The sequence below is a fragment of the Aminithiophilus ramosus genome, assembly GCF_018069705.1.
In the GTDB taxonomy this organism is placed as follows: Bacteria; Synergistota; Synergistia; order Synergistales; family Aminithiophilaceae; genus Aminithiophilus; species Aminithiophilus ramosus.
In genome coordinates this window covers 2,103,604-2,129,714 of the sequence record NZ_CP072943.1, presented here as the reverse complement: position 1 = coordinate 2,129,714, position 26,111 = coordinate 2,103,604, and the positions used below count along the sequence as shown (strand labels likewise).

Below are 26,111 nucleotides of genomic sequence, written 5' to 3'. Positions count from 1 at the left end.
GTCCAGCCGGTGGCGGAGCCGACGGAGGTCCCCCTCACGGCCCAGAAGCCGGTGACGGAGGTGTCCCTCCCGACGGCGGCGTCGACGGCCTCTTCGGCCCCCGCCGCAGGGATGGCCCCGGCCCCCGCCGACGGGACGGCCCCGACGGCCGAGCCCTCCCTCGGCGCCGCCTCCCGCGCGACGGCGGAGGCCTCTTCCCTGTCCTCCGGCCCGGCCGGGGCGGAGTCGCCTCGCGGAGTCCTTTCCGCCGAGATCCCCGCTTCACCTTCGGCGGAGCCGGTGACGGCGGTTCCCAGCCCGACGGTCGAGTCCGCCGCGTCTGTCCCGCCGCGGTCGGCCTTCGAATTCCTTATGTCGAACCCCCGTCTCTCCCGCTCCGCCGGGGAAGACGGCTCTGCTCCTTCTCTCGGCGGGGGGCGCGCCGAGGCGGAGACGTCGACGGCCGAGGGTGCGGAGGCCGTCGACGTCTCCGACGGCGAGACGTTCGCCTCCCCGTCGGCGTCGTCGCCCTCTCGCCCGGTCGATCTCGTCCCCGGCGGGAAGGCGGAAAAAAGGGCCGATGAGGCGATAGCCCTTGAGAGCGTCGTCGGCGGTGCCGAAAATAAAGAGTCATCCCCTAGGGAGTGGGCCTTCGCCGCGGCCGATCGCGCCGCCGAAGAGGGCGCGCCCTGGGAGGGGGCGGTCGAACGGTCCCGAAAGACCTCGGCCGACGGCACGAAAGCCGAGGGTTCTCCCATGGAAGATCTTGCCGTCGCGGCTTCCTCCTCGGCCGGCCAGGGCGACACCTTCGAAGGGGAGGGGCGTCGGGGCGATTCCCTGGCCTTCCCGTCCTCCGCGGAGGTGATCGGCGGTGGCACGTCGACGGTCCGCGAGGTGGCCTTCGCCTCGCTGCTCCGCGACGACGGCGGGGAGAAAGAGATCCTTCGACAGGGGCGGGTCGTCGCCGGAGGAAACGGTTCCTCCATCGCGACGTCGGCGTCGGCCGAGGAACCGCTCCAGTGGCTCAAAAGCGGCGCCCCTCTGCCGGAAGGGCTGGCCGAGGCGGCCAAAAGGACGCTCACCCTGGGGAAAAACCGGGCGACCGTCGTCGTCGAACCGCCCGCTCTGGGTCGCGTCGAGATCGCCGTCCGCCAGGGAGCCCAGGGAATCGAGGCGACCCTTCGCGTCGACAACGAGGGGCTGCGCCAGACGATCCAAGGCCAGCTGGACCAGCTTCGGACCTCGCTCCAGCAGGCGGGCATCACCCTGCAGGGCCTCTCCGTCGACGTTCGGAGCGACGGCGGCGAGAGATCGCTCGGGGGCGAAGGCGGACGGAAGACGAAGCAGGTCCTTCCCGAGGAGGAGGAGCCCCTCGAGGGGACCCTCGATCTCGAACGGGGCCTGCTGACCTGGATGGCTTGACGCGAGCATAAAGGAGGAGAGCAGGATGATCAATTCCATTTCGGCTGCGGCGAGCACGTCGACGAGCACGTCGACGACGAGCGAGGCCACGAAAGAGCTGGGCAAGGACGACTTTTTGCAGCTTCTCATCACCCAGCTGACCCACCAGGACCCGACGGATCCCGTGTCCAACGAAGATTTCATCGCTCAGATGGCCCAGTTCAGCTCCCTGGAACAGCTGACCAACATCAGCAGCGGCATCGAAAACCTGACTCAGATGCAGATGACGGGTGCCGTCAGCTTCATCGGCAAGACCGTCACCGCCTACGACAGCACCTCGGCGACGAACGTTTCGGCCGTCGTCAACGCCGTCTACTTCAACGACGGAGAGATCATCCTCGAGACGGATTCGGGCTACCTCTACATGGAAGACGTGCTTTCCGTCTCGGCGTGACGGTGCGTGCCGTCACGAGGCTTTCGGCCGCCAGGGAAGGCGGCCTCGGGGGACCGCAACGGATTGCGCCCAACGTGAACAACCATTCCTCAAGGGGGTAGACCGCCATGTTGCGTTCCCTTATGTCCGGCGTCACCGGCGTCCGCAGCCACCAGACCTATCTCGACGTCGTCGGCAACAACGTCGCCAACGTCAACACCACGGGCTTCAAGCGATCGACCGTCCTCTTCCAGGACCTTCTCTACCAGACGAGCAGCGGCGCCTCGGCCCCGACGGAGGATCTGGGCGGCATCAACCCCACCCAGGTCGGCCTCGGCGTCAAAGTCGGCGCCATCCAGACCATCCACAGCCAGGGCAACCTGGACTACACGGGCAGCCGCAACGACATGGCCATCTCCGGCGACGGCTACTTCGTCCTCGAGGGACTGGGCGAGACCGTCTACAGCCGGGCCGGCGCCTTCACCCTCGACGGCGAGGGCAAGCTGGCCCAGTCGGGCACGGGTTACCGCCTCCAGGGCTATCAGCTCACCGTCGACAGCTCCGACCCGACGAAGTACGTCCAGACGTCGACGCTGGCCGACATCGAGATCCCCATGGGACAGAAGATGGAGGCCAACGCCACCACCACCGTCGGCTACCGCTGCAACCTCGACAGCCGCGTCGATCCCTACCTGCCCCTGGGCGTCCCCGACGGCATGGAGATGAACGTCACCCTTCTCGGCGAGGCCTACACGGCCTCGGTGAGCGAGGGAGAGGAGGCCTCGAACTTCCTCGTCCTCCGCCTGGAGAACCAGGCCGACGGCACCGTCGACGAGATCGAACTCAAGCTGACGGGCGTCACCCAGGCCACGGACGGCACCTACTATCCCGTCCTGGAGCCCGTCGACGCCCTGGGGCACTACGTCAACTTCAACACCGAGACGGGCATGCTCAACGTCGACGACGCCCAGATCCCCCTGGGGGCCTACATGAACTACGAGCCCGTCACCGTCACCGACGCCAACGGCGACGAGACGACCTACCTGGCCGAGGTCACCGAAGAGGGGAACACGGCCATCGTCCGCCTCTGGGGCGCCGCCGTCGACACCTCCAACGCCACGGACCCCGACACCTTCGACTACTTCGAGTGGCGCGTCCCCCGCAACGACGACGGCACCTTCGACACGACGGCCGTCCTCAGCGTCGTCACCGCCGACGACATCGAGTTCCCCGCCACGCACAGCGTCCTCCTCGAGGTCTCCGACGACGGCCAGGCCCTCCGCTTCAAGGCCAACGTCAACCCCACCTACGCCCCGTCGGGGAGGAACAGCGTCGTCAGCAAGGCCGGGACCACCCTGGCCAGCCTCTCCTCGGTACCGACCTATACGGGCGTTCAAGATGATTTCACCCTGTCCGGCTCCCTTTCGGCATCGTCCGTAGCTGAAGGCGATACGGTGACGCTTACCCTGACGACGACCTATGATGACGGCACGGCCACGACACAGTCGGCTACGGTTGACCTCACTTGTACCGGTTTCGATGATGCGACGGGTTTCGCTACGTTTACCGTGACCCCCGGTACCGATACGTTGTACTACTACGACGGAAGCGCCTGGCAGAGCGCCGGGCTTGCAGCGACGGCGGATGCGACACATTATGGCATTGCCTACGACACAGGCACAGGCCAACTCACTCTTACACAGCCGACAGGAGCCAGCGAACCCGCCGCCAATCCCGTCTCGGTCGCCGCTTTCGCCACGGCCCCCACGGCCTACACCAGTTCGAGCGGTAACGCCGTCCGCTACTCCTTCGAAGAGGGAGCGACGACGGACGATTTCATCACCCTCTCCCTCTTCGACGGCGGGACGCCGGCCGAGACGGTCTCCCTCCAGTTCAAGGGCGTCTCGGCCGACGGCGAGGTCATCCTCGTGCCCAGCACGACGACGGGGACGGTCGACGGGACCGATGTGACCTACGGCTACGATCCCGCGACGTCGACCTTCACCGTCAAGAATACCGACACGGGGGCCACCCTCTGGAGTTATTCCGAGTTCAACTTCCAGACGACGGAGATCAACGGAGGCCAGTACCTCGTCGATTTCGGCAGCTCCACCGCCGGCGGGGCCAACTACGGCGACACGATCACCCTCTGGGGGCCCAACGCGCAGGGGACGATGGAGCCCTTCACCTTCGGCACGGGACTGACCTATTCGGGCGGGGCCTATTCGGGAAGCGCCCAGGTCACGGGCCTCACGGGAGGCGTCACCGTGACGGCCATCCCCAACCCCAGCGATTCGCGGAAGGTTCTCTTTTCCTACGAGTCCAACGCCGGAGGGACCCAGGTCGCCTCGGTGACGCAGAACCTGGCCAGCCAGCACTCCTCGAAGGTCAGCACCTACGACACCCTGGGCAACGAGCACACCCTGGAGGTGGTCTGGCAGAAGGTGGGCAACAACCTCTGGAGCTGGACGGCCTACCTGCCCGACGAGTCGACGATCCCGCTCCAGAACAACACGGGGATCCTCCGCTTCACCTCCGACGGCAAGCTGGAGATGGGCGGCACGGCCGAGATCGGCATCTCCTACTCGGCCATCGGCGCCGAGGACGCCACGGTGACGCTCGATTTCTCCGGCGAATCCTTCGACGAGGAGCCCATCGAGGGCGTGACCCAGTTCGGCTCGGCCTTCTCGACGAAGGCCTACACCCAGGACGGCTACGAGATGGGTGTCCTGGAGGACTACTCCGTCACCTCCGACGGCGTCATCCTCGGCGTCTACAGCAACGATCAGAGCCGGGCCCTCTCCCGCGTGGCCCTGGCCCTCTTCGCCAACCCCCAGGGGCTGAACAAGGAGGGCGACACGGTTTTTACGGCCAGCGCCAACTCGGGTCTTCCCCAGATCGGCTCTCCCACCGAGGGCGGCGCCGGGAGTATTTCGGGCGGCAATCTGGAGATGTCCAACGTGGACCTCACCGAGGAGTTCGTCCGCCTCATCCTGGCCCAGCGCGGCTTCCAGGCCAACGCCCGCGTCATCACCACCAGCGACGACGTGCTCCAGGAGCTGATCAATCTGAAGCGGTAGTCTTTCTTGATGTAGAATGGAGGGGAGGGATCGCCTCTCTCCCCTCCCGCGGAGGAGGCCGGCGATGATCGAGGTGACGCGGCTCAACGGCGAGGTCTTCGTGATCAACGCCGATCTCATCGAGACCGTCGAGGCCCGGCCCGACACGGTCCTCTTTCTCGTCAACGGGAGGCGCTACGTCGTGCGCGAGTCCGTCTCGGACGTGGTCGGTCGCGTCGTCGCCTTCCGCCGGTCCCTGAACGTCCCCCGGGGGAGAGGGACTGACCGCCGCGCCCGATGTCGCCGAAAGGAAGGTGCCGCCGTGGATCTGGCAACGCTCATAGGCCTTCTCCTGGCCGTCATTCTGGTCATAGGGGGCATCGTCGTCGGCGGTGAACCGGGGGCCTTCGTCAACTTCCCCTCTCTGCTCGTCACCGTCGGAGGCACCTTCGGCGCCACCATCATGGCCAACCCCATGGAGCGGATACGGGGGGTCGGCAAGGTGCTGCGCCGGGCCTTTTTCGCCGAGAGCCCCGACCTGATCGGCCTCGTCCAGACTCTGGTCAGCTTCGCCGAGAAGGCCCGCCGCGAGGGGCTCCTGGCCCTCGAGGACGACACGTCCGAGCTGGACGACCAGTTCCTGCGCAAATCGATCCAGCTCGTCGTCGACGGCACCGATCCCGAGCTGGTCAAGGGCATCCTCGATACGGAGATCGGCCTCCTCGAGGACCGTCACGCCGCGGGCAAACAGATGTTCGACACCATGGCCGAACTGGCTCCGGCCTTCGGCATGCTGGGAACGCTCATCGGCCTCATCCAGATGCTCCGCAACCTCAGCGATCCCGACGCCCTGGGGCCCGGCATGGCCGTGGCCCTCATCACCACCTTTTACGGCTCCTTCCTGGCCAACGTGATCTGCATCCCCGTCTCGCGCAAGCTGGCCGTGCGCTCCGCCGAGGAGGTCCTCTCGCGGGAGCTGATGGTCGAGGGCGTCCTGGCCATCCAGGCCGGGGAGAACCCCCGCATCGTCGAAGAGAAGCTCAAGGTTTTCCTGCCGCCTCAGCTCCGCGACGTTCTCGACGAGGAGAAAAACCGGGACGGCAAGGGAGAGGAAAGGTAGGGGAGGTCCATGGCGCGCAAGCGGCGCAAGGTCGAATCGGGCGGCAACGGCCAGGCCTGGCTGACCACCTACGGCGACATGGTGACGCTCCTTCTGACCTTTTTCGTCTTCCTCTTCGCCTTCTCGACGATCGACGTCCAGAAGTTCGAGAAGCTCCTCCTCTCCTTCCAGGGCGCCCTGGGCGTCATGCCCGGAGGCAAGTCCGTCGAGGAGGAGACGACCAATCCCTTCGGCGGCCAGACGGCCTCCGACGCCGGAACGTCGACGCGCCAGACCCAGGACATCCGCCACGTCTCGGAGCGGGTCGTCGCCCTCGTCCGCCGGGAACAGATGGAGGGGCAGGTCTCCGTCACCGTCGACCAGCGGGGGATCGTCATCTCCCTTTCGGAGCAGGTCCTTTTCGAGACGGGCGCCGTCGATCTCCGCCCCGAGGGGCAGAGGCTGATCCACAAGATGGGCCTTCTTCTGGCCGAGGTGCCCAACGCCCTTTCCGTCGAGGGGCACACCGACGGCCTCCCCCTCAGGGGAGGGCCTTACCGGGACAACTGGGGCCTTTCGGCCATGAGGGCCGCGGGCGTGGCCTCCTTCCTGATTTCGGCCGGAGTCGAGGCGGGACGTCTCCAGGCCGTGGGGTTCGGTCCCGCGAGGCCTCTCGTTCCCAACGATACGGCCGAGCATCGACGGCTCAACCGCCGCGTCGATCTGGTCGTCCTCTCCCAGTATCCTCGCCGCTAGCTGACTTCGTTCGGAGGGAAGCCCGATGATCAAAAAGATCGCACTCATCGCTGTCGTCGTCCTCGTCGTCCTCGCCGGCGGAATCGGCGCGGGACTTCTGCTGGGAGGCCGCCTCGGTTCGGACAAGGGCGATGTCGTCGCCGATACGCCCGGTCCCGTCGTCCCCGTCGGCGAGTTCACCGTCAACCTGGCCGACAAGGACCCCCGCATCGCCCGTTTCTCCCTCACCCTGGAGATGACGTCGGTGAAGGCCACGGAGGCCCTGGCCGATCCGGGCTGGCTGACGCGAATCAAGAACGAGATCATCCTCACCGTGAAGGACCGCCGTTTCACGGCCCTCCGCAGCGCCGAGGGGCTCCTCGAGCTCTCCCAGGATCTGCGGACCCGTCTCAACGCGCTTCTCCCTCCCCTGAAGGGGACGCCCCCCGTGAAGAGGGTGCTCTTCACGGAGTTCGTGCTCCAATAGACCGCCGAGGAGGCCTGTCATGGTTCCGGAAGTCCTCTCCCAGTCGGAGATCGACAATCTGCTGAGCGCGCTTACGAGCGGGGAGGTCGATGCCGAAGCGATCTCCAGGGCCCATGCCGAGAAGAAGATCAAGACCTACGATTTCCGGCGGCCCGACAAGTTCAGCAAGGATCAGCTCCGGGCCATCCAGATGATCCACGACGCCTTCGCCCGTCAGATGACGACCTCTCTTTCGACGATGGTCCGATCGATGGTCTCCGTCGAGGTGGCCTCGGTGGATCAGATGTCCTACGACGAGTTCGTCCGCTCCCTGGTGCAGCCCACGGTCATCGCCGTCCTGGAGATGTACCCCTTCAACGGCAACGCCGTCCTCGAGATCAACCCCTCCATCGTCTTCACCATCATCGACAGGATGCTGGGCGGCAAGGGGGAGTCGATCCTCAAGCCCCGTGACCTGACCGACATCGAACAGACCGTCGTCGAACGGGTCCTCATGCGCATTCTGGAGCTCATGGAGGAGAGCTGGAGCACCGTCGTCGACATCCGCTTCCGCTTCGAGAGCATGGAGAGCAACCCCTTTTTCGTCCAGATCTGCCCGGCGACGGATATGGTCCTTCTCGTGACGCTCAAGCTGGAGATCGCCGGCGTGCAGGGGATCATGAATCTCTGCATCCCCTATTTCGTCATGGAGCCCATGATCGACAAGCTCAGCTCTCAGCACTGGTTCGCCTCGACGGGCCGCAAGGACGGGGCCGAGGCCCGCCCCATCCTGGAGAAGAAGATCCGCAAGATCAGGGTCCCTCTCGCCCTGGAGCTGGGCCGGGTGACTCTGACCGTCGACGACATCCTGCAGCTTCAGCCGGGGCAGGTGATACGCCTCGATCAGGGGCTCGACGATCCCATTCGCGTTCTCGTGGGGAAAGAGGTCAAGTATCTGGCGAGGCCGGGGCTTTCCCGAGGGAATTTCGCGGCCGAGATTACCGGCCTGGTGCCGACCGACCCCGATGAGGAGGGTTCTCTGTCATGATGGATGATCTGCTCAGCCAAGACGAAATCAACGCCCTGCTCCAGGGCGCGGCTCTGGGAGGAGCCCCCGAACCGGCCGGGGGACCGGCGTCGCCCCTGGGCGAGATCGGATCCCTCTTCGCCGAGGCCTCGGGCAATGTCATGGGGATGCTGGCCGGTCGCGACGTCTCCTGCGTGCCTCAGGATCCCCTTCGGCTGGTTCAGGGCGATCTTCCCGGCCGTTTCGGCGGCGATCGCGTCCTGGCCTTCCGCTTCCGCTGCGACGGCCTCCACGATGCCCCCATGGCCGTTCTCCTTTCGGAGCGGACGGGGCTCCTTCTGGCCGACCTGATGATGGGCGGCGACGGCAAGGAGCTGCCGTCCGAGTCGAACGATCTCTACCTGAGCGCCTCTCAGGAGGGGCTCAGCCAGATCGTCGGTGCCGCCCTGACGGGGCTCAGCGGCCTTCTGGGCGGCAAAAGGCTCGTCCCCGCCGACGCCGTGGCGACGCTGGAGGAGGGGAGCTGGCTTCCCCTCCGGGGGTTGGGAGCGGGCGAGCGCGTCGTCTGTCTTGCCGTGGACGTCGCCATCGATCAGGTCGGCTCCGTGGCGCTCAGCTTCGTCATGGGGGAGAAGGACGCCTTCGCCCTGGCCGACGATGTCACGGCCAGGATGGCTCCGCCTCCTGTCGCGCCTCAGCCCGCCCGGTCCGCCTCCGCTCCGTCGGTGCCCTCTTCCTCCGGTCCGGCCCCGGCCGCCCCGCGCCGTCCCGAGCCGCAGCCCGTCGATGTCCGGCCGGCCCAGTTCGCCCCTCTTTCCCAGGCCGAGGAGATCGTCGCGCCGGGAAATCTGGACCTCATCCTTGACATCCCCGTCACTGTTACGGTTGAATTAGGCCGTACCTCTCGCACGATCGGAGAGGTGCTCGGTCTCGGGCCGGGCTCCGTGTTAGAATTGGAGAAGATGGCAGGCGAACCGGTGGACGTCCTCGTCAACGGCAAGCTTGTGGCTCGCGGAGAGGTCGTCGTCATCGACGAGAGCTTCGGAGTCCGCATCAGCGAGATCGTCAGCAAGGCCGAGCGTATCCGCTCCATCGGCCGGTGACCTTTGAGACCGACGAGGGCCTAAGGAGGTTGAACAGCGGGATGGGAGCCAAAGTACTGATCGTCGATGATGCAGCCTTTATGCGCATGATGCTGAAGGACATACTCCTCAAGAACGGCTTCGAAGTCATCGGTGAAGCCGAGAACGGCAAGGTGGGCGTCCAGCTTTTTCAGGAACTCAATCCCGATCTGGTGACGATGGATATCACCATGCCCGAGATGGACGGCATCTCGGCCGTGAAGGAGATCAAGAAACTCAAGGCTGCGGCCAAGGTCGTCATGGTCAGCGCCATGGGGCAGCAGTCCATGGTCATCGAGGCCATCCAGGCCGGGGCCTCCGATTTCATCGTCAAGCCCTTTCAGCCCGATCGGGTCCTGGAGTCGCTGCGCAAGGCTCTGGGTTGATCGGGGAGGTCGGCCCCGTGTTCGGCGGGAGAGTGGGGCGAGGCGATGCCAAGGCATCCCTCGCCTTCTCCGTTCCGGTCTGGCTTCTGGTCTTTCGTCCTCTTCCGGCCCTGGCCTCGGCCTCGCCCGATATGGGGAGCTACGGACTCCGGCTGGCCCTGGGAGCCCTTCTTCTCTGCGCCCTCTTTTTCGGCCTCTCCCGTCTTTCCCGGGCCCCTTGGTTCCGTCGGAGGTTCCCCCTCTCCGGTCGCTGCCGCCTTCTGGGCACCCTTCCTTTGGGAAGGGACGCCCTCTACATCGTCCGCTGCGGTCCCGAAGTGATCGCCGTCGTCTCCGGTCGCGGCGGCGCGACCGTCATCGGTCGTTGGGACCGGGCCCTCTGGGAGAAGGACGACGGCGATGAGGGCTAGGGCCTGCTCTTTCCGTCTGCCCGGAGACGGCCTTCCGGCCCTGGCGGCGGTTCTCGTGGCGCTTCTCTGCCTCTGCCTGGCCGCTTCGCCCGTCCTGGCCCAGCCCGAGGCGCCGACGGCGCCCTTCCCGGCCCTCTCCCTCGGCGTGCGGGGCGCCGAATCGCCTCAGGACGTGGCTCTGACCCTTCAGATCGTCGCCCTCATGACCGTCTTGAGCGTCGCTCCCGCCCTGGTGCTGATGCTGACCAGCTTCACCCGGATCCTCATCGTCCTGGGCTTCGTCCGCAATGCCCTGGGACTTCAGCAGACGCCTCCCAATCAGGTGTTGGTCACGTTGGCCCTCTTCCTGGCCCTTTTCACCATGGGGCCCGTCTGGACCCGCGTCTACGACGGAGGCCTCGGCCCCTACATGCGGGGCGAGACGACGTCGCTTGAGGCCTGGGCGGGGACGGTGAAGCCCGTGAGAGACTTCATGCTGAGCCAGACCCGGGAGGGAGAACTCTCCCTGATGATCACCATGGCCGATCTGCCCCAGCCCCGCAACGCCGACGAGGTTCCCCTCCAGGTCCTCGTGCCGGCCTTCATGCTCAGCGAGCTGAAGACGGCCTTCCAGATGGGCGTCGTCATCTTCGTCCCCTTCATCGTCGTCGATATGATCGTGGCCAGCGTTCTCATGAGCATGGGGATGATCATGCTTCCGCCCATGATGATCTCCCTGCCCTTCAAGGTGCTTCTTTTCGTGATGGCCGACGGATGGAACCTCGTCGTCGTCAGCCTTCTCAACAGTTTCCGCTAGGGAGGGATGATCGGTGGGGACGCTGAGCATCGTCGACACCTTCCAGCACGCCGTCTGGACGACCCTGCTGGCCTCGCTTCCCGTCCTGCTCGTGGCGATGGTGCTGGGCCTCGTCATCGGCATTCTGCAGACGGCCACGTCGATACAGGAACAGACCCTCGTCTTCGTCCCCAAGATCCTGGCCGTCCTTCTTTCCCTCGTCCTTTTCGGGCCCTGGATCTTCGGCAAGGTGGGCAAGATGACGATCGACCTGTTGGGGCAGCTTCACCGCTTCATCCAATGAATCTCGAGGGCGATCTGGTCCTTTTCATCGTCGCCTTCCTTCTGGCGACGACCCGGTTCCTCGGCCTTCTCCTTTCCACGCCGGCCTTCGTGGCCCCCGCCTTTCCCATGCCCGTCCGCTTCTGGCTCGCCGCCGTTCTGGCCCTGGCGGCCTGGCCCTTCCTGTCGGGTCCTCTGCCCGAGCGCGCCCTGCTGGGATGGGGGGGCATCGTCCTGGCCGGGGCGGGGGAGCTTCTCGTCGGCGTCGCCCTGGGCCTTCTGTCGGCCCTGCCCCTTTACGCCGTTCAGGTCGCCGGCCGGGTCATCGGAACCCAGATGGGTTTCGGCATGGTCAACGTCCTCGACCCCTTCTCGCAGGTTCAGGTCTCCCTCATCGGCCAGATCAAGTTCCTCCTGGCGCTCTGGTACTTTTTCTACTGGAACGGCCACCTCCTGCTCCTGCGGGCCCTCGTCGAGACCTTCCGCCTCGTGCCCCTGGGAGGGGCGGGCCTCTCCCTCGCGGCCGAGATCGGCACAGGCACCTGGCTTCAGGAGCTTTTCGTCCTCTCCTTCCGCATCGTCCTCCCCTATTTCGGGACCCTGCTCCTCGCCGATCTGGGGCTGGGGTTCGTGGCCCGGACGGTGCCCCAGATGAACGTCTTCGTCCTGGGGCTGCCCCTGAAGATCATCTTGGGATTCTTCCTCCTCATCGTCGTCCTGCCCCTGACGGTCAATGTCCTTCATGGACAGATCGAGGGGGCCCTCGAGACGGCCCTGGAGGGGGTGAGCCTCTGGCGATGAGACGGCCCTTTTCGCTTCAGCTTTTCGGCCAGGAGAAGACGGAGCCCGCGACGCCCCAGAAGCGCCGCAAGACCCGGGAAGAGGGAAAGACGGCGAAAAGTCAGGATCTGGGCGCGGCCGTCGTCATTCTGGCCGGCCTGGTCTTCATGAAAGTCTTCGCCGGCTATATGGGCGGCGGGATGAAGGAACACATCCTCTTCATGCTTCGGGCCTTCGGCGATCCCGCCTTTTCGGGAGAGGGCTGGGCCCGCCTCCTGGGAGCCCGGGCGCTGGCGGACTACCTTTATCTGTGGCTGCCTCTGGCAGCGGCCTGCGCCCTCGCGGCCCTGGCGATCACCGTCTATCAGGTCGGTTTTTTCATGAGCTCCAAGCCTCTGGAGCTGAAGCTGGACCGCCTCAACCCCCTTTCGGGGCTGAAGCGGATTTTTTCGATCCGCTCTCTCGTGGAGCTCTTCAAGGGGCTTCTCAAGGCCTCTCTCCTCATGCTTCTCCTCTACTACGCCCTGAGGAAGGATCTCGACCGCATCATCGCCGTCATCCGCCTTCCCCTCGACGAGGGGATGGAGACCGTCGCCGAGATCGTCTGGTTTCTGGGGCTCCGCTTCGCCCTTCTCCTCCTGGCCATCGCCCTTTTCGACTACCTCTACCAGCGTTGGGAGTTCGAACGCTCCATCAAGATGAGCAAACAGGAGATCAAGGACGAGTACAAGCAGATGGAGGGCGATCCCCTGATCAAGAGGCGGATCCGCCAGAAGCAGCGCGAGCTGGCCCGGGGGAGGATGATGCAGGCCGTGCCCAAGGCCGACGTGGTCATCACCAACCCGACGATGTTGGCCGTGGCCCTTCTTTACGAGCGGAAGTCCATGGATTCGCCCCAGGTCGTCGCCAAGGGGCAGGGGGTCGTCGCCCGGCGGATCCGCGAGATCGCCGCGGAAAACGACGTGCCGATCGTCGAGAACAGGATCCTGGCCCGGGCTCTCTACTCTCAGGTGGAGATCGGCATGGAAGTTCCCGAGGAGCTCTATCGCGCCGTCGCCGAGGTCCTGGCCTTCGTCTACCGTCTCCGAGAGGGGAGAAAGGGGGTCTCGGCGCGATCTGTCAGTTGAGCCCCCCTCTCTCATCGGCTATAGTGTCTTCATGGTGAAAGCAGATTGACCGCCTCGGGCGGCCCTTTCGAGGAGTTGTGTCGATGATCGAACCGCAGGAGGTCCGCTCGACGGGTCTCAAGACAATGCTGAAGTATGCCGATGTCGGCATGGCCTTCCTTCTCGTCCTGATCGTGGGGATGATGATCATCCCCCTGCCGACGGTGCTCCTCGACCTGTTGCTGGCCATGAACATCACGCTCGGCGTCGTCGTCCTCCTCACCACCTTCTATGTCCGCAAGGCCCTGGAGATCGCCGCCTTCCCGACGATCCTTCTCATGGCCACCCTTTTCCGTCTGGCCCTCAACGTCTCGACGACGCGGCTCATCCTGCTCCGCGGCTACGCGGGGGAGGTCATAGGGGCCTTCGGCAACTTCGTCGTCGGCGGCAACTACGTCGTCGGCGGCGTCGTCTTCCTGATCCTCGTCGTCATCCAGTTCGTCGTCATCACCAAGGGCGCCGAGCGCGTCGCCGAGGTGGCGGCCCGTTTCACCCTCGACGCCATGCCGGGCAAGCAGATGGCCATCGACGCCGACCTCAACGCCGGTCTCCTCGACGAGGCGTCGGCCCGGGCCCGCCGGATCGAGATTCAGCGCGAGGCCGATTTCTACGGCGCCATGGACGGCGCCTCCAAATTCGTCAAGGGCGACGCCATCGCCGGCCTCATCATCACCGTCATCAACATCATCGGCGGCCTCTCCATCGGGACCTTCCAGAGGGGCATGACTCTGGGACAGGCCATGGGGACCTACAGCCTCCTCACCGTCGGCGACGGTCTCGTGGCCCAGATTCCGGCCCTTCTCCTGTCGACGGCGACGGGCATCGTCGTCACCCGGTCGGCGGGGGAGAGCAACCTGGGAAGGGACATCGTCACCTCCCTCACGGCCTATCCCCGTCCTCTCTGGATCGGGTCGGTCATGCTCTTCGGCCTCGCCGTCGTCCCCGGTCTGCCCCTGATCCCCTTTTCGGCGCTGGGGTCCATGATGGGGCTCCTGGGGTATGTGGTCTATCGCGAGGGGAAGGAGATCGAGGCGGACCGTGCCAAGGCGGCGCCCAAGGGAGGACGGCCGGGAGCTCCCGGCGCGGCTCCCGGCGCCAAAGGGGGAGGTGCCGCTCCCGCCTCGCCGGAGAACGTCCTTCCCCTTCTCACCGTCGATCCCATGGAGGTCGAGATCGGCTACGCCCTCATCCCCCTCGTCGATCCCGCCCAGGGAGGGGACATGCTGGAGCGGATCGGGACGATCCGGCGCCAGATGGCCCTCGAGAGGGGGCTCGTCGTCCCTCCCATCCGCATCCGCGACAACATCCAGCTCAAGCCGACGGAGTATATCGTCCGCGTCAAGGGAGGCGAGGTGGGACGAGGGGAGCTTCTGCCCGATCATTTCCTGGCCATGAACACGACGGGGACGGAGTCCACCATCGTCGGCATCCCGACGACGGAGCCCGCCTTCGGCCTGCCCGCCACCTGGATCGCTCCCGATCTTCGCGATCAGGCCGAGACGATGGGGTTCACCGTCGTCGACGCCCCCTCGGTCCTCTCGACGCACCTGTCCGAGGTGATCAAGCTCTACGGCGCCGATCTGCTCTCCCGCCAGGAGGTGCAGCGTCTTCTCGACCTGGTCAAGGAGAACAATCCCGCCGTCGTCGACGAGCTTCTGAGCTCCCTCTCCCTGGGCGACATCCAGAAGGTGCTTCAGAACCTCATCCGCGAGCAGGTGCCGATCCGGGACCTCGTCTCGATCTTCGAATGTCTGGCCGACAACGGAAAGGTCTCCCACAGCGCCGACTACCTGCTGGAGCGGGTTCGAGAGGCCCTGGCCCGTCTCGTCACCGTCGGCCTGCTGGGAGAGGGCGGCGTCCTGACCGTGGCGACTCTCTCCCCACGCTGGGAGGAGGAGATCAAGGCCTCTCTCCAGGGCGATCTCCTCAAGGGGTGGCACCTGTCCATGAATCCCAGGCGGATGCAGGATCTCATCCAGGCCGTGGGAAAGGCGGCCGAGCAGCTCTCGATGGGCGGCAGCCTCCCCGTCCTCCTCGTCCACCCCGATCTGCGCCTCATCGTGCGCCGTATCGTCGAGGGAAGTCTACCGCAGGTTCATGTCCTGGCCTATAATGAAATTGCTCAAGGCGTATCCTTGAAGTCGATCGGGATGGTGGAATGATGCGACTCGTTCAACAGATTACCTTCGATGCCAAAGACGACGCGGAGGCCATGCGGCTCGCGAGAACGCGCCTGGGCGACGACGCCGTGGTGATCTCCGTCGTGCCCGTCAAGAGAGGGGGCTTCCTCGGCCTTTTCCGGAAGAGGATGCTCGCCGTCACGGCCGGCATCTTCGAGGAGGATCGCCAGGAGCGGGAGAGGGAAAAACGGGAGCGCATCCTGGCCTTTCAGAAGCTTCTCGAGATCCGCCAGGCCGTCCAGCCGCCGGTCCCGGCTCCGGTCCCGCGCCAGAAGGGAGAGACCGTCGGCGAGAGGCTCTCTCCGCCTCCGGAGATCGTCTCCGAGGGGGAGGTCTCCCTGGAGCTTTCGAGCCAGGCCCTGGAGCTCTCCCGGGCCGTCCGGCTCAAGACCCCCGTTCCCGAAGGGGAGAGGGAGCTGTTGGGCCGCGTCGAGACCTTGCAGGAGACGCTGCACAAGGTCCTGGCCCGGCTCGAGGAGGGAGTGGCCGCGCCACGCGACGCGCTGACGCTTTCGCTCGTCTCCTGCGGCGTGGAGCCTCCGGTGGCGTCGCGGCTCGTCGAGCGCTATCGCCAGGTTCCGGGGGGGGGCTCCTTCCGCGGTTGGCTCGCCGGAGAGATCGCCTGCAGGGGAAAGTCCTGGGCCGAGGCGCTCAAGGGACCTCGAGCGCTCTTCATCGGCCCCACGGGAGTGGGGAAGACGACGACGATCGCCAAGATCGGGGCGGCCTTCGCCCTCTGGGAAAATCGAAAGGTTCTGCTCCTGACGTCCGATACCTATAGGATAGCGGCCGTCGAGCAGCTCCGGACCTACGCCAAGATTCTGGGCGTCCCCATGGAGGTCGTCTACGAGCCATCCGACCTGGCTCCGATCCTGGCCCGCTACGCCGACGTCGACGTCGTCCTTCTCGATACGGCGGGGAGGAGCCAGAACGACGAGGACAAGGTCGCCGAATACCGCGATCTCTACGAGGCCTTCAAACCCCAGTCGGTCCATCTCGTCCTGGCGGCCAACGTCAAGTACGGCGATGTCCTGGACGTGATGAATCGGATGAACGTCGTTCCCATCGACGGCGTCGTGGCCACCAAGCTCGACGAGACGCGGAGTGCCGGGAGCCTGCTCAACGTCGTTTTCGATTTCGATCTTCCTCTTTCCTTCCTGACGGCCGGTCAGAACGTTCCCAATGACATCGCCGTGGCTTCGGGAGAAAGCTATCTCTCCTATCTTTTCCCCGAGGGGCGTGAAATCTGTGGCTGAAGGCCTTAATATCTCTTCCCTTCTGCGAGGACGCACGGCTTCATCCGATCAGGCTCAGCCCTTGCGCCAGATCGTCGGCGACGAAAAGGGACAGCCTCTTCGGACCTTCGCCGTCGTCAGCGGCAAGGGGGGCGTCGGCAAGACGAATCTGGCCGTCAACCTCAGCCTCGCCTTCTGCGAGAGGGGACAGCGCGTCGTCCTCCTCGACGCCGATCTGGGGCTGGCCAATGTCGACATCCTCTTCGGTCTTCTCCCTCCTGCGGTCACGCTGGCCCACGTCATCGAAGGCGAGCGCACGCTCGACGAGGCCCTTCTCAAGCTCCACGAGGGGTTCTGGCTCATACCCGGCGGAGCGGGCGTTCAGGAGTTGGCCGACCTGGAGGAGCGGCGCCAGGGCCTGTTGATCGAGGAGTTCTCCCGCCTCGACGAGAGGGCCGATGTCCTTCTCATCGACACGGCGGCGGGACTGCACGCCAGCGTTCTGGCCTTTGCCCTGGCCGCAGATTCGGTCATTCTGGTGACGACGCCGGAGCCGACGGCGATCCGCGACGCCTACGGCGTTCTCAAGGTCCTGGCCCGACGGTCCAACGGACGCATCGACGTCCGTCTCATCGTCAACATGGTCCGCGACGAGGCCGAGGCCCAGGAGGTGGGACGTCGGTTCCAGATGGCGGCCGCCCAGTTCCTCAACGTGCCCGTCATCTTCGCCGGCCATGTCTCCCGCGACGATCGCGTTCACGACGCCGTCGCCAGGCAGCGCCCTCTCCTCTGGGCCTTCCCCGACTCGAAGGCCGCCCGCAACGTCCGCCTCGTCGCCTCCAGGATCCTTCCGGCGCCGTCGTCGGAAGAGGAGCTTGTCGCCGCCCCTTCCCGGGGACTGAAGGGCTTCCTCTTCCGCCTTTCCCGTCGCGTGGGCTTAGGAGGCTGACGGCATGACCGCCAGACAAGCGGTCATGCCCAAGGTCGGGGGAAGATGTCTCCTTTCCGTCGAGGCCGGTCTCTACAAGGGAAAGTATCCCTCAAGGCTCGAGGACGACACGGAGGGACTCTGGGCCGTCGCCCATCCCATGAGGAAGGGCGCGCTGCTTCCGCTCTACCGCGACATGTCGGTGACCCTCCTTTGCGAGGAGCCCGCCTGTCATCTTTTCGCCCGGGCCACGGTGATCCGCAGCGACGTGACCGTCGCGGTGCCTCTGCTCTGGCTGAGGCCCGAGGGCGACGTCGAGAGGATACAGCGGCGGCGTTTTCTTCGCGTCCCCTGCCTCCTTGACGTTCAGGCCTTCTGCCTCGACACGGAGGAGAGAAGTCCCCTTCAGGGCCGCTGGTTTTCGGGCAAGCTGGCCGACGTCAGCCTCGGGGGGACGCGGCTGCGCTTTTCCGAAAAGGTCCCCTTCGAGAACGAGGACGAGCTTCTGCTGCGGCTGGAGTTGGAGGTCCCTTTCTGGATCGTCACCAAAGTGGTGCGGCGCTCCGATGGCGACGGCGCCTCCGAGGCGGGACTCGAGTTTCAGGCCCTGCCGCGTGTCGTCGAAAAGGCCCTGCTTGATTTCATCCGCAGGCAGGAATTGCAGAAACGCTGAGGTGATTGATAGGATGGACTCGAGGCCCGTTCGCGTTCTCATCGTCGATGATTCGGCCTTCATGCGGAAGATTCTGGCGGACATTCTCTCCGGCCCCGGGCTGGAGGTCGTCGGGACGGCTCGCGACGGGGAGGACGCCCTGCGCAAGGTCGAAAGTCTCCGCCCCGACGTGGTCACCCTCGACGTCGAGATGCCCCGCATGGGCGGTCTCGCCGCCCTGGAGGCCATCATGAAGAGCCATCCCCTGCCCGTCGTCATGGTCAGCAGCAAGACGGCCCGGGGGGCCGACGTCACGCTTCAGGCCCTGACCGCCGGGGCCGTCGATTTCATCCAGAAGCCGTCGGGAGCGATTTCCTTGGACATGAACCGCGTCGCCGACGAGCTGCGCACGAAAGTCCTCGAGGCCAGCAGGGCCCGGCTGCGGCTCCCTGCCCCTCCCTCCCGCGGGAGGGTCCCCGCGGCGCCTCCCGCGGCGGGGACCCTCGTCGAGGCTCCGCGGAAGAGGGAGGCGCGCCGCTTCGAGCTCCTGGCCGTGGCGGCCTCCACAGGAGGGCCTCGGGCCCTTCAGGAGGTCATCCCGCTCCTGTCGGGCTCCTTTCCCCTTCCCGTCGCCGTCGTCCAGCACATGCCCGAGGGGTTCACGGCGTCGCTGGCCCAGCGGCTCGACGGTCTGGGACCCCTCCATGTCGTCGAGGCCTCCGAGGGGCTGGTCCTCAAGGCCGGCCTCGTGGCCATCGCCCCCGGCGGGCGGCACCTCTCCGTCGAGAGAAGTCAGGGCCAGCTCGTCTGCCGTCTCTCCGACACGCCGCCGCTGCGTTCCGTCCGTCCTTCGGCGGACATCCTCTTCCTGAGCGTCGCCGACGCCGTCGGCCCTGCGGCCCTGGGGCTCATCCTCACCGGAATGGGACGGGACGGCACGGACGGGGCCAAGGCCATGAAGGCCAAGGGAGCCTATGTCGTCGCCGAGTCGGCCGAGACATGCGTCGTCTACGGCATGCCCCGCTCCGCCGTCGAGGCGGGCGTCGTCGATGAACAGCATCCGCTCGGGGAGATTTCCCCTGTCCTTGAACAACTTGTGGGCACAAGAGACTTCTATCGATAGACGGAGGGCGATAGCCATGACGAATCTCGATATGCAACAATACCTGGGCGCCTTTCTCGACGAGACGACGGAACAGCTTCAGAGCCTCAACGATCTGTTGCTTTCTTTGGAGAAGAGCCCCGACGATCCGGGGCCCATCGACGAGATCTTCCGCATCGCCCATACGCTGAAGGGCATGTCGGCGACGATGGGTTTCGAGGGGATGGCCCACCTGACGCATGCCATGGAGGACCGCCTCGACCTGGTGCGCAAGGGGACGGCCCGGCTCTCCCAGGAGGGCGTGAACCTGCTTTTCCTCTGCCTCGATGCCCTTTCGTCGATGACGGAGGGGATTCGGGAGGGGGGACGCGAGTCGTCGTCCGACGTGGCCGGCCTCATCGCCCGCCTCCACGAGGACAGAGCGGCCCCGGCCGCCCCCGTCGCCGAGGTTCCCGCCGAGGCGCCCCGCCTGTCGACGATGGAGGGGGAATGGGTCAAGGAGGCCCGCCGCAGGGGGATGGATGTCTACGAGATCGGCGTGACGCTCTCTCCCGACTGTTCCATGAAGGCCGTGAGGGCCTATATGGTCGTCACCCGTCTGGGCGAACACGGCGAGATCATCAAGACCGTCCCCTCCGTCGACGATCTGGAGAAGGAGCTTTTCGACAGGCAGTTCTGGATCTACTTCGCCACCCACGAAGAGGAGGAGGAGATTCGCAAGGCCGTCCTCCAGGTGAGCGAAGTCGACGACGTGTCCGTCGGACCCGTCGCCGGCGACGCCGAAGAGGAGCCGGAGGACGAGGAGGCGGTGGCATTGGATGCGAAGACGGTGACGGAATCTAAGGGATCAGACCGCAAGGAGGCCGCCCAGGAGACGCGCAAGCTCAGTCGCACCGTTCGCGTCGACATCGGGCGCCTCGACAAGCTGATGAACCTCGTCGGCGAGCTGGTCATAGGCAGGGCCCGCATCGAGAGGCTGGCTCAGGAGGCCCGGATCAAGGCCTTCGAGGAGCCTCTGGCCCAGCTGGGACGGATCTCCGGCGACATACAGGAACTGGTGACGAAGCTGCGGATGGTTCCCGTCTCCTTCGTCTTCGACCGTTTTCCCCGCCTCGTCCGCGACCTGAGCAAGTCTCTGGGCAAGGAGATACGCCTCGAGCTGGAGGGCAAGGAGACGGAATTGGACCGCAATCTCATCGACGAGATCGGCGATCCCATGGTCCACCTGATCCGCAACTGCATCGATCACGGCATCGAGAAGCCCGAGGTGCGCCTGAGCGCCGGCAAGGAGAAGGAGGGCGTCGTCACGATCGCCTCCTATCAGGAGGGCAACAGCGTCATCATCGAGGTCCGCGACGACGGCAAGGGGATCGACCCCGACAAGGTCCGCCGCAAGGCCGTCGAGCGGGGAATGATGAGCCGCGACGAGGCCCAGGCCCTTTCCGACGAGGACGCCATCCGCCTCGTCCTTCTGCCCGGATTCAGCACGGCCGAGGTGGTCACCGACGTCTCGGGGCGGGGTGTCGGCATGGACGCCGTCAAAAACAAGGTCGAGTCCCTCGGCGGCCAGTTCCAGGTAGAGTCCAGGGTCGGCAAGGGGACGCGCATCGTCGTCCGCCTGCCTCTTACCCTGGCCATCGTCGTGGCCCTCCTCATCCGCGTCGGCGACGAGACCTACGCCATCTCCCTCGAGAACGTCGAGGAGACCCTCCTCGTCGGCAAGTCCGATATCCGCACCGTTCACGGTTCTCCGGTGACGACGGTCCGAGGCGAGATCCTCTCCCTCTGCGATCTGGCCCGCATTCTGGGAACGCCCGTCGAGCGGGGCGCCGCCGACGAATATCCCGTCGTCGTCGTCCGCAACGGCAAGAGCCGCGTCGGTTTCATCGTCGACGAGCTCATCGGCCAGCAGGAAATCGTCATCAAACCGTTGGGACGGCTTTTCATGAAGGTGAAGGGCGTCGCCGGAGCGACGATCCTCGGCGACGGGAACGTGGCTCTCATCCTCGAGCCCGGTTCCGTCCACTCCATGTAGGGGCCTGCACGATGGAGAAGGAAGAACTCAACAGCCTACAGCTGGACGCTTTGCGCGAGGTGGGAAACATCGGCGCCGGCAACGCCGCGACGGCCCTTTCCGGTCTCCTCGATCGCCCCGTCGACATGGCCGTTCCTCAGGCCCAGCTCGTTCCCATCTACGACTTGCCCCAGCTTTACGGGGCCGCCGAATCGCTGATCTGCGCCGTCCTGGTCCGGGCCGAGGGAGACTTCTCCTGCAATCTCATGTTCATGATGGACGAGGAGAAATCTCAGGAGCTGGCCGACATCCTCGTCGCCCCCTTCCACTGCGACGACGAGGACATGCTCTATCAGCTCAGGGACAGCGCCCTTTCCGAGGTGGGCAATATCGTTCTCGGGGCCTTCGTCAACGCCCTGAGCGCCTTCACGGGCTTTTCCCTGCCCGTCTCCGTCCCGGCCATCGCCCACGACATGCTCGGTGCCCTTCTGGACGTCGTCGTGGCCATCTACGGCATCTCGGGCGATATTGCCCTCATGGTCCAGACCTCCCTCATCGTGAAGGGGATCGACAGGGAGCTGGGAGGGCACATCCTTATGGTTCCCGATCCGGGCAAGCTTTCCACGCTCCTGGGAAAGCTCGGGGTGCTCTAGGTCATGAAGCCGCAGGTCGTCCATGTGGGAATGGCAGAACTCGTCGCCTTACGTCATCCGGCTCTGCTCGTCACGCTCGGGCTCGGCTCGTGCATCGGACTCGTCCTTTTCGACGAGTCGACGCGCATTGCGGGAATGGTTCACATCATGCTTCCCGACAGCCGTCAGAGCCGCAACGAGACGAAGCCGGGCAAGTTCGCCGATTCGGCTCTGCCCGAGCTTCTGTCGGAGCTGAACAGGCTGGGTGCGAACCGTTCCCGTCTCAAGGCCAAGATGGCCGGCGGCGCCCAGATGTTCAACCTTCCGGGCTCGGGGCAGGGACTGCTCGCCGTGGGCAGCCGCAACATCGAGGCGACGAAGGGGCTGCTGGCCCAGGCGAACATCCCTCTCGTCGCCTGCGATACGGGCGGAAACAAGGGGCGCAGCGTCGAGTTCAGCACCGAAACGTGGCTGCTGACCGTCAAGACTCTCGGAAAGGGAGTCCAGATGCTCTAGGCAAGGGAGGAGGCCGTCATGGAGAACCACCCCTTCGACGAAGAAAACCGGGAGGCCGATCTCGCCGCCGGCCATGCGGCCTCGGAGCTTTGCGCTCTTCTCGGCTGCACGCCGGAGGAGATGCGGGGCGCCCTCCAGCTGGCGGGAGGAGAGCCCGAAAAGGCCATGACCTTTCTTCAGTCCGTCCTCCCCTCGGCCCTTGCCGTCAAGGGCGTTTTCGAGGGGCGAAGGGCCAACGATCCGTCGGGGGCCTTCTGTTTCGTTTTCGAGGGGCCTTCGGGCAAGGAGCTCGATGCCGTCCTGTGGGTCGGTTTCCAGCGCTTCTCGTCGAATTTTGCCGTCGAGGCCGATTGGGAGGCCGTTCGCCTCGCCCTGACGGAGATTACGGCCCCCCTCGACAAGTCTCTCCTCCGCAGCATTCAGCGTCTGCTCGAAAGTGCCCTCGATCCCACGTCGGTCAATCGCCTCTTCCGGGGGCAGGAATCGTCGGATTCCCTGACGGAGCGTCTCAGCGAGACGCTCTCCAACCACCTGCGCGTCGACGTCTTTCTGCGTCTTCACGTGGAGACCTTCAACCGTCTCCGTCTCCAGCAGGCGGGCCTTCTCTCCACGGCGGACGAAGAGAGGGTGGAGCGCGAAAAGGACCAGGAGACGCGCGAGAAGAGCCCGGCGACGCTGGAGAGCATTCGCGTCCGCTGCCGTCCCCTCCTCGATCCCGTCCGGGGCCAGCCTCTTTCCCAGATCCGCAAAGGACAGCGGCTTCACGTCGCCTTCGAGGATCAGGCCGGTCTGGCCGGTCTCATCGTGCGCATGATGGTCCGAAGCGGCCGTCCTCCCGTCTTTCCCGTCTCGTCCGTCTCCAAGAGCCCCGTCGGCGATCACCTCATCGAGCTCGATCTCGCCGACGGCGTCGTGGGGGTCGTCAAACAGACCGAAGACCTTCGCGTCCGGATCGACAGAGGCGCCGTCGAGCGGCCTTCTCTGTCCCGCAACGGTCTCCTCCTGATCTACCTCGGCGCCGGCCTGCTTCTGGCCCTGGCCCTTTTCCACTGGTTTTCGCGCTGAGGTGACGACGATTGAGCCGAGAGAGCGACCGCGAGCTGTGGAGTGACTTCGCCTCCGATCCGTCGGCGGAAAACAGGGAAAAACTGGTGGTCCGCTATCTCCCCCTGGTCCGCTACGTGGCGAACCGCATGGCCCTCGTGCCTCCTCCGGGCCTTGATTACGAGGACCTTCTCAGCTTCGGCGTCTTCGGCCTCCTCGACGCCATGGACCGTTTCGATCCCCGCAAGGGGTTCGTCTTCCAGACCTTCGCCGTTCCCCGCATCCGGGGAGCCATCCTCGACGAGCTGCGGCGCTACGACTGGATCTCCCGTTCGGGGAGAGAGAAGCTCTCCCGTCTTGAGGAGGCCTCGGAGCGGCTCTATCAGTCGAAAGGGGCCATCGACGAGAAGGAGCTCATGGCGACTCTCGAGATGGACGAAAAGAGTTATAGGGAGCTGCTGGAGATATCGGGGAGGACCTACCTCGTCTCCCTCGACGATGTCTTTCTCCTGGAGGAGGGCGATGTCCTCCGGGGGGGCGCCGTCGCCGACGAGGGGCCCGACGCCCAGAGCCTTCTGGAGCGCGACGAGGAGCGGAGCCGTGTGGCGTCGGCCCTCGTCGACCTGCCCGAAAGGGAGCGCCTTCTCCTCTCTCTCTACTATTACGAGGGGCTGACCCTCAAGGAGATCGGAGAGGTCCTGGGCGTCACCGAGTCGCGGGTTTCCCAGCTTCACGGCAAGGCCATCGCCGCCCTTCGCGGACGGCTACGTCCGTAAACACAGGAGGTGATCTTTTGGAGACGACGGGCATACGCTTCGAGGAACGCGAAGACGGCGTCTATCTTGTCGTGGCCGCCGAAACGGAGCTGACCCTTTCCGACCTACTCGGCCAGGCCAGAGAAAGAGGCATCGGAAACTGCGACGAGGGAGCCCTTCAGGAGGCTCTGGGGCAGAGGAGAGGCCGGCCCGTCCGCATAGGGGACCTGCCTGTCCGCTCCGAGCCGGCCCGGATTCGCGTCCGGATGAGCGATGATGCCATGAGAGCCGAGATCTTTGTCTCCCCTCCCGAGGGGGAGGGTTCCTGGCCGACGGAGGAGGAGCTCCGGGCCACTCTTCAGGGAGAGAAGATCCTTTTCGGCGTCAAGGAGGAGATCCTCCGCTCCCTGACCGGCCCCGGGGCGGAGAATCGCTGGATCGTCGTCGCCGAAGGGCGTCCGCCCCTTCACGGAGAGGACGGACAGATTTTCTTCAAGGTCCAGACGACGACGGCTCGCGATCTCGCGGCGGCCAAGATCGATCTTCGCGATATGGGCTCCATCGTCAACATCACGAGGGGAACGGAGATCCTCGAGAAGACGCTTCCGACGGAGGCCGTCGACGGGACGGACGTCCTGGGCCGGACGGTCAAGGCCCGCAGAGGACGCGATCCCCGCATCCCCGTCGGCGCCAACGTCCGCGTCTCCGACGACGGCCGTCATCTCTACGCCGATGCCGACGGCCACCTTTCCATCAAGGACGACCGGATCTCGGTGCTTCCCCTTTTCGAGGTCGCCGGCGACGTCGATTTCAGCGTCGGCAACATCGATTTTCTCGGCGCCGTCGAGGTCAAGGGGACGATCCGCGAGGATTTCGTCGTCAAGGCCGGCGGGGACATCGTCGTCAAGGGCGTCGTCGAGGGGGCGACCCTCGAGTGTCAGGGCAACATGAATATCCTCGTCGGCGTCCGAGGCATGGGGAAGGCCCATCTTTTCTGCAAGGGCATCCTCCGTGCGGGCTACCTCGACCAGTGCAACGTCCGCTGCGATCACGACGTGATCATCGAGAAGGGGGCCCTGCGCCACTCCAACATCGCCTGCCGGGGCAAGGTCCTCGTCACCAACGACAAGAAGGGACAGGTCGTCGGCGGCAAGATTCAGGCGGGGACGGAGGTTCACTGCATTTCCCTGGGCGGCGAGATGGGGACGCGGACGCTCGTCTCCGTCGGCTTCGCCCCCGAGCTTGTCGAGGAGCGCAAGAAGCAGACGGAGATGCTCAAGGAGATGACGATCAAGCTTCACGAGGTCATGAACAACATCGCTTTCCTGAAGAAGCTCGACGAGAAGGGCGGACTGGACGAGGCGCGGCGCGTCCTTCTCGTGAAGCTGACGAAGGCCCGTTTTCAGCTCGAGGCCCAACAGGGACTCGTCAACGAGCGGCTGGCCGCTCTTGAGGAGGAGATCGAGCGCTGCCGCCAGGAGGGCGTCGTCCGCGTCCGGGGAAACTGCTACCCTGGAGTGACCGTTTCCGTCCGCGGCGTCTCCTACGTGGTCCGCGAGGAGATGAAGTTCGTCCGATTCATCCTCGATCAGGGCGAGGTCCGCGTTCTGCCCTTCAGCTGAAAGGGGGAAAAGAGGCGATGATCCGCCCTGTCGAAATGCAGCTTTCGCTCTGGCGCATCGAGGAGACGACCCATCGCAGGAATCCCGAGGCGGCTCCCGCCCAGGCTCTCCAGGACGACGAGATCGCGGAAGAGGCGCGTCACCGCGATAATCAGGTCCAGTCGGCCGAGGGCACCGAGGGGAAACGCGTCGGCGAGGAGAACCGAGAGAAGAAGGAGGGACGTCGAGGCCGCCGTCGCCCGCCTCGTCCCGAGGAGGAGAACTCCGACGAGGACGAGGGCGGGGGAGGATTGGATCTGATGGCCTGAGGAG

General features: G+C 65.5%; 26 protein-coding genes. All 26 read left to right on the top strand.

Translation table 11 applies throughout. The features are described from left to right. Positions 1-9: 9 nt before the first annotated feature. The 26 genes from KAR29_RS09905 (at position 10) to KAR29_RS09780 (ending at position 26,107) form a co-directional block, all read left to right on the top strand. Entirely contained in the window at positions 10-1,401 is a 1,392-nt protein-coding gene (locus KAR29_RS09905) for a flagellar hook-length control protein FliK (RefSeq protein WP_274372833.1), read from the top strand. Between the two features lie 25 nt (positions 1,402-1,426). Then, positions 1,427-1,834, top strand: coding sequence for a flagellar hook capping FlgD N-terminal domain-containing protein (locus KAR29_RS09900; protein WP_274372832.1), 408 nt, complete (start codon positions 1,427-1,429; stop codon positions 1,832-1,834). A 107-nt stretch (positions 1,835-1,941) separates the two neighbouring features. Next, complete coding sequence (locus tag KAR29_RS09895) at positions 1,942-4,893, top strand: flagellar hook-basal body complex protein (RefSeq protein WP_274372831.1); 2,952 nt, start codon at positions 1,942-1,944, stop codon at positions 4,891-4,893. A gap of 64 nt (positions 4,894-4,957) precedes the next feature. Beyond that, positions 4,958-5,992 (top strand): flagellar FlbD family protein, encoded by a 1,035-nt coding sequence (locus KAR29_RS09890; RefSeq protein WP_274372830.1) that lies wholly within the window; start codon positions 4,958-4,960, stop codon positions 5,990-5,992. A 9-nt stretch (positions 5,993-6,001) separates the two neighbouring features. Then, entirely contained in the window at positions 6,002-6,727 is a 726-nt protein-coding gene (locus KAR29_RS09885) for an OmpA/MotB family protein (RefSeq protein ID WP_274372829.1), read from the top strand. 25 nt (positions 6,728-6,752) lie between these two features. Further along, positions 6,753-7,193, top strand: coding sequence for a flagellar basal body-associated FliL family protein (locus KAR29_RS09880; protein ID WP_274372828.1), 441 nt, complete (start codon positions 6,753-6,755; stop codon positions 7,191-7,193). 19 nt (positions 7,194-7,212) lie between these two features. Next, positions 7,213-8,220, top strand: coding sequence for a flagellar motor switch protein FliM (gene fliM, locus KAR29_RS09875; protein ID WP_274372827.1), 1,008 nt, complete (start codon positions 7,213-7,215; stop codon positions 8,218-8,220). Then, positions 8,217-9,302, top strand: coding sequence for a flagellar motor switch protein FliN (gene fliN, locus KAR29_RS09870; RefSeq protein WP_274372826.1), 1,086 nt, complete (start codon positions 8,217-8,219; stop codon positions 9,300-9,302). The genes fliM and fliN overlap by 4 nt, the downstream gene beginning before the upstream one ends. 41 nt (positions 9,303-9,343) lie before the next feature. After that, complete coding sequence (locus tag KAR29_RS09865) at positions 9,344-9,706, top strand: response regulator (protein WP_274372825.1); 363 nt, start codon at positions 9,344-9,346, stop codon at positions 9,704-9,706. Positions 9,707-9,723: 17 nt separating this feature from the next. Beyond that, positions 9,724-10,116, top strand: coding sequence for a hypothetical protein (locus tag KAR29_RS09860; protein ID WP_274372824.1), 393 nt, complete (start codon positions 9,724-9,726; stop codon positions 10,114-10,116). Beyond that, on the top strand, positions 10,106-10,912 hold the full coding sequence (fliP, locus tag KAR29_RS09855; protein WP_274372823.1) for a flagellar type III secretion system pore protein FliP: 807 nt from the start codon (positions 10,106-10,108) through the stop codon (positions 10,910-10,912). The genes KAR29_RS09860 and fliP overlap by 11 nt, the downstream gene beginning before the upstream one ends. A gap of 13 nt (positions 10,913-10,925) precedes the next feature. After that, the gene (gene fliQ, locus KAR29_RS09850) at positions 10,926-11,195 is read left to right on the top strand and encodes a flagellar biosynthesis protein FliQ (RefSeq protein ID WP_274372822.1); all 270 of its coding nucleotides are present in this window, start codon (positions 10,926-10,928) and stop codon (positions 11,193-11,195) included. Further along, positions 11,192-11,974, top strand: coding sequence for a flagellar biosynthetic protein FliR (gene fliR, locus KAR29_RS09845; RefSeq protein ID WP_274372821.1), 783 nt, complete (start codon positions 11,192-11,194; stop codon positions 11,972-11,974). The genes fliQ and fliR overlap by 4 nt, the downstream gene beginning before the upstream one ends. Beyond that, positions 11,971-13,080, top strand: coding sequence for a flagellar biosynthesis protein FlhB (gene flhB / locus KAR29_RS09840; protein WP_274372820.1), 1,110 nt, complete (start codon positions 11,971-11,973; stop codon positions 13,078-13,080). Before fliR ends, flhB begins: the two co-directional genes overlap by 4 nt. Positions 13,081-13,163: 83 nt before the next feature. Then, the gene (gene flhA, locus KAR29_RS09835) at positions 13,164-15,281 is read left to right on the top strand and encodes a flagellar biosynthesis protein FlhA (RefSeq protein ID WP_274372819.1); all 2,118 of its coding nucleotides are present in this window, start codon (positions 13,164-13,166) and stop codon (positions 15,279-15,281) included. Further along, complete coding sequence (flhF, locus tag KAR29_RS09830; RefSeq protein WP_274372818.1) at positions 15,278-16,555, top strand: flagellar biosynthesis protein FlhF; 1,278 nt, start codon at positions 15,278-15,280, stop codon at positions 16,553-16,555. The genes flhA and flhF overlap by 4 nt, the downstream gene beginning before the upstream one ends. Positions 16,556-16,616: 61 nt before the next feature. Beyond that, positions 16,617-17,483 (top strand): MinD/ParA family protein, encoded by an 867-nt coding sequence (locus KAR29_RS09825; RefSeq protein ID WP_274372817.1) that lies wholly within the window; start codon positions 16,617-16,619, stop codon positions 17,481-17,483. Positions 17,484-17,487: 4 nt separating this feature from the next. Next, entirely contained in the window at positions 17,488-18,135 is a 648-nt protein-coding gene (locus KAR29_RS09820) for a flagellar brake protein (RefSeq protein WP_274372816.1), read from the top strand. A gap of 13 nt (positions 18,136-18,148) precedes the next feature. Continuing rightward, the gene (locus KAR29_RS09815; RefSeq protein WP_274372815.1) at positions 18,149-19,237 is read left to right on the top strand and encodes a protein-glutamate methylesterase/protein-glutamine glutaminase; all 1,089 of its coding nucleotides are present in this window, start codon (positions 18,149-18,151) and stop codon (positions 19,235-19,237) included. Between the two features lie 16 nt (positions 19,238-19,253). Next, entirely contained in the window at positions 19,254-21,251 is a 1,998-nt protein-coding gene (locus KAR29_RS09810) for a chemotaxis protein CheA (protein ID WP_274372814.1), read from the top strand. Between the two features lie 11 nt (positions 21,252-21,262). After that, positions 21,263-21,883 (top strand): chemotaxis protein CheC, encoded by a 621-nt coding sequence (locus KAR29_RS09805; RefSeq protein ID WP_274372813.1) that lies wholly within the window; start codon positions 21,263-21,265, stop codon positions 21,881-21,883. Positions 21,884-21,913: 30 nt separating this feature from the next. Further along, complete coding sequence (locus KAR29_RS09800; protein ID WP_274372812.1) at positions 21,914-22,378, top strand: chemotaxis protein CheD; 465 nt, start codon at positions 21,914-21,916, stop codon at positions 22,376-22,378. A gap of 18 nt (positions 22,379-22,396) precedes the next feature. Continuing rightward, entirely contained in the window at positions 22,397-23,443 is a 1,047-nt protein-coding gene (locus KAR29_RS09795) for a hypothetical protein (protein ID WP_274372811.1), read from the top strand. Between the two features lie 11 nt (positions 23,444-23,454). Continuing rightward, the gene (locus tag KAR29_RS09790) at positions 23,455-24,198 is read left to right on the top strand and encodes a sigma-70 family RNA polymerase sigma factor (protein ID WP_274372810.1); all 744 of its coding nucleotides are present in this window, start codon (positions 23,455-23,457) and stop codon (positions 24,196-24,198) included. Between the two features lie 17 nt (positions 24,199-24,215). Further along, positions 24,216-25,799 carry a DUF342 domain-containing protein gene (locus KAR29_RS09785; RefSeq protein WP_274372809.1) on the top strand — a complete coding sequence of 528 codons (1,584 nt, stop codon included), beginning with the start codon at positions 24,216-24,218 and terminating at the stop codon, positions 25,797-25,799. Positions 25,800-25,816: 17 nt separating this feature from the next. After that, positions 25,817-26,107, top strand: a complete 291-nt coding sequence (locus KAR29_RS09780; protein ID WP_274372808.1) for a hypothetical protein — start codon at positions 25,817-25,819, stop codon at positions 26,105-26,107. Positions 26,108-26,111 lie beyond the last annotated feature (4 nt).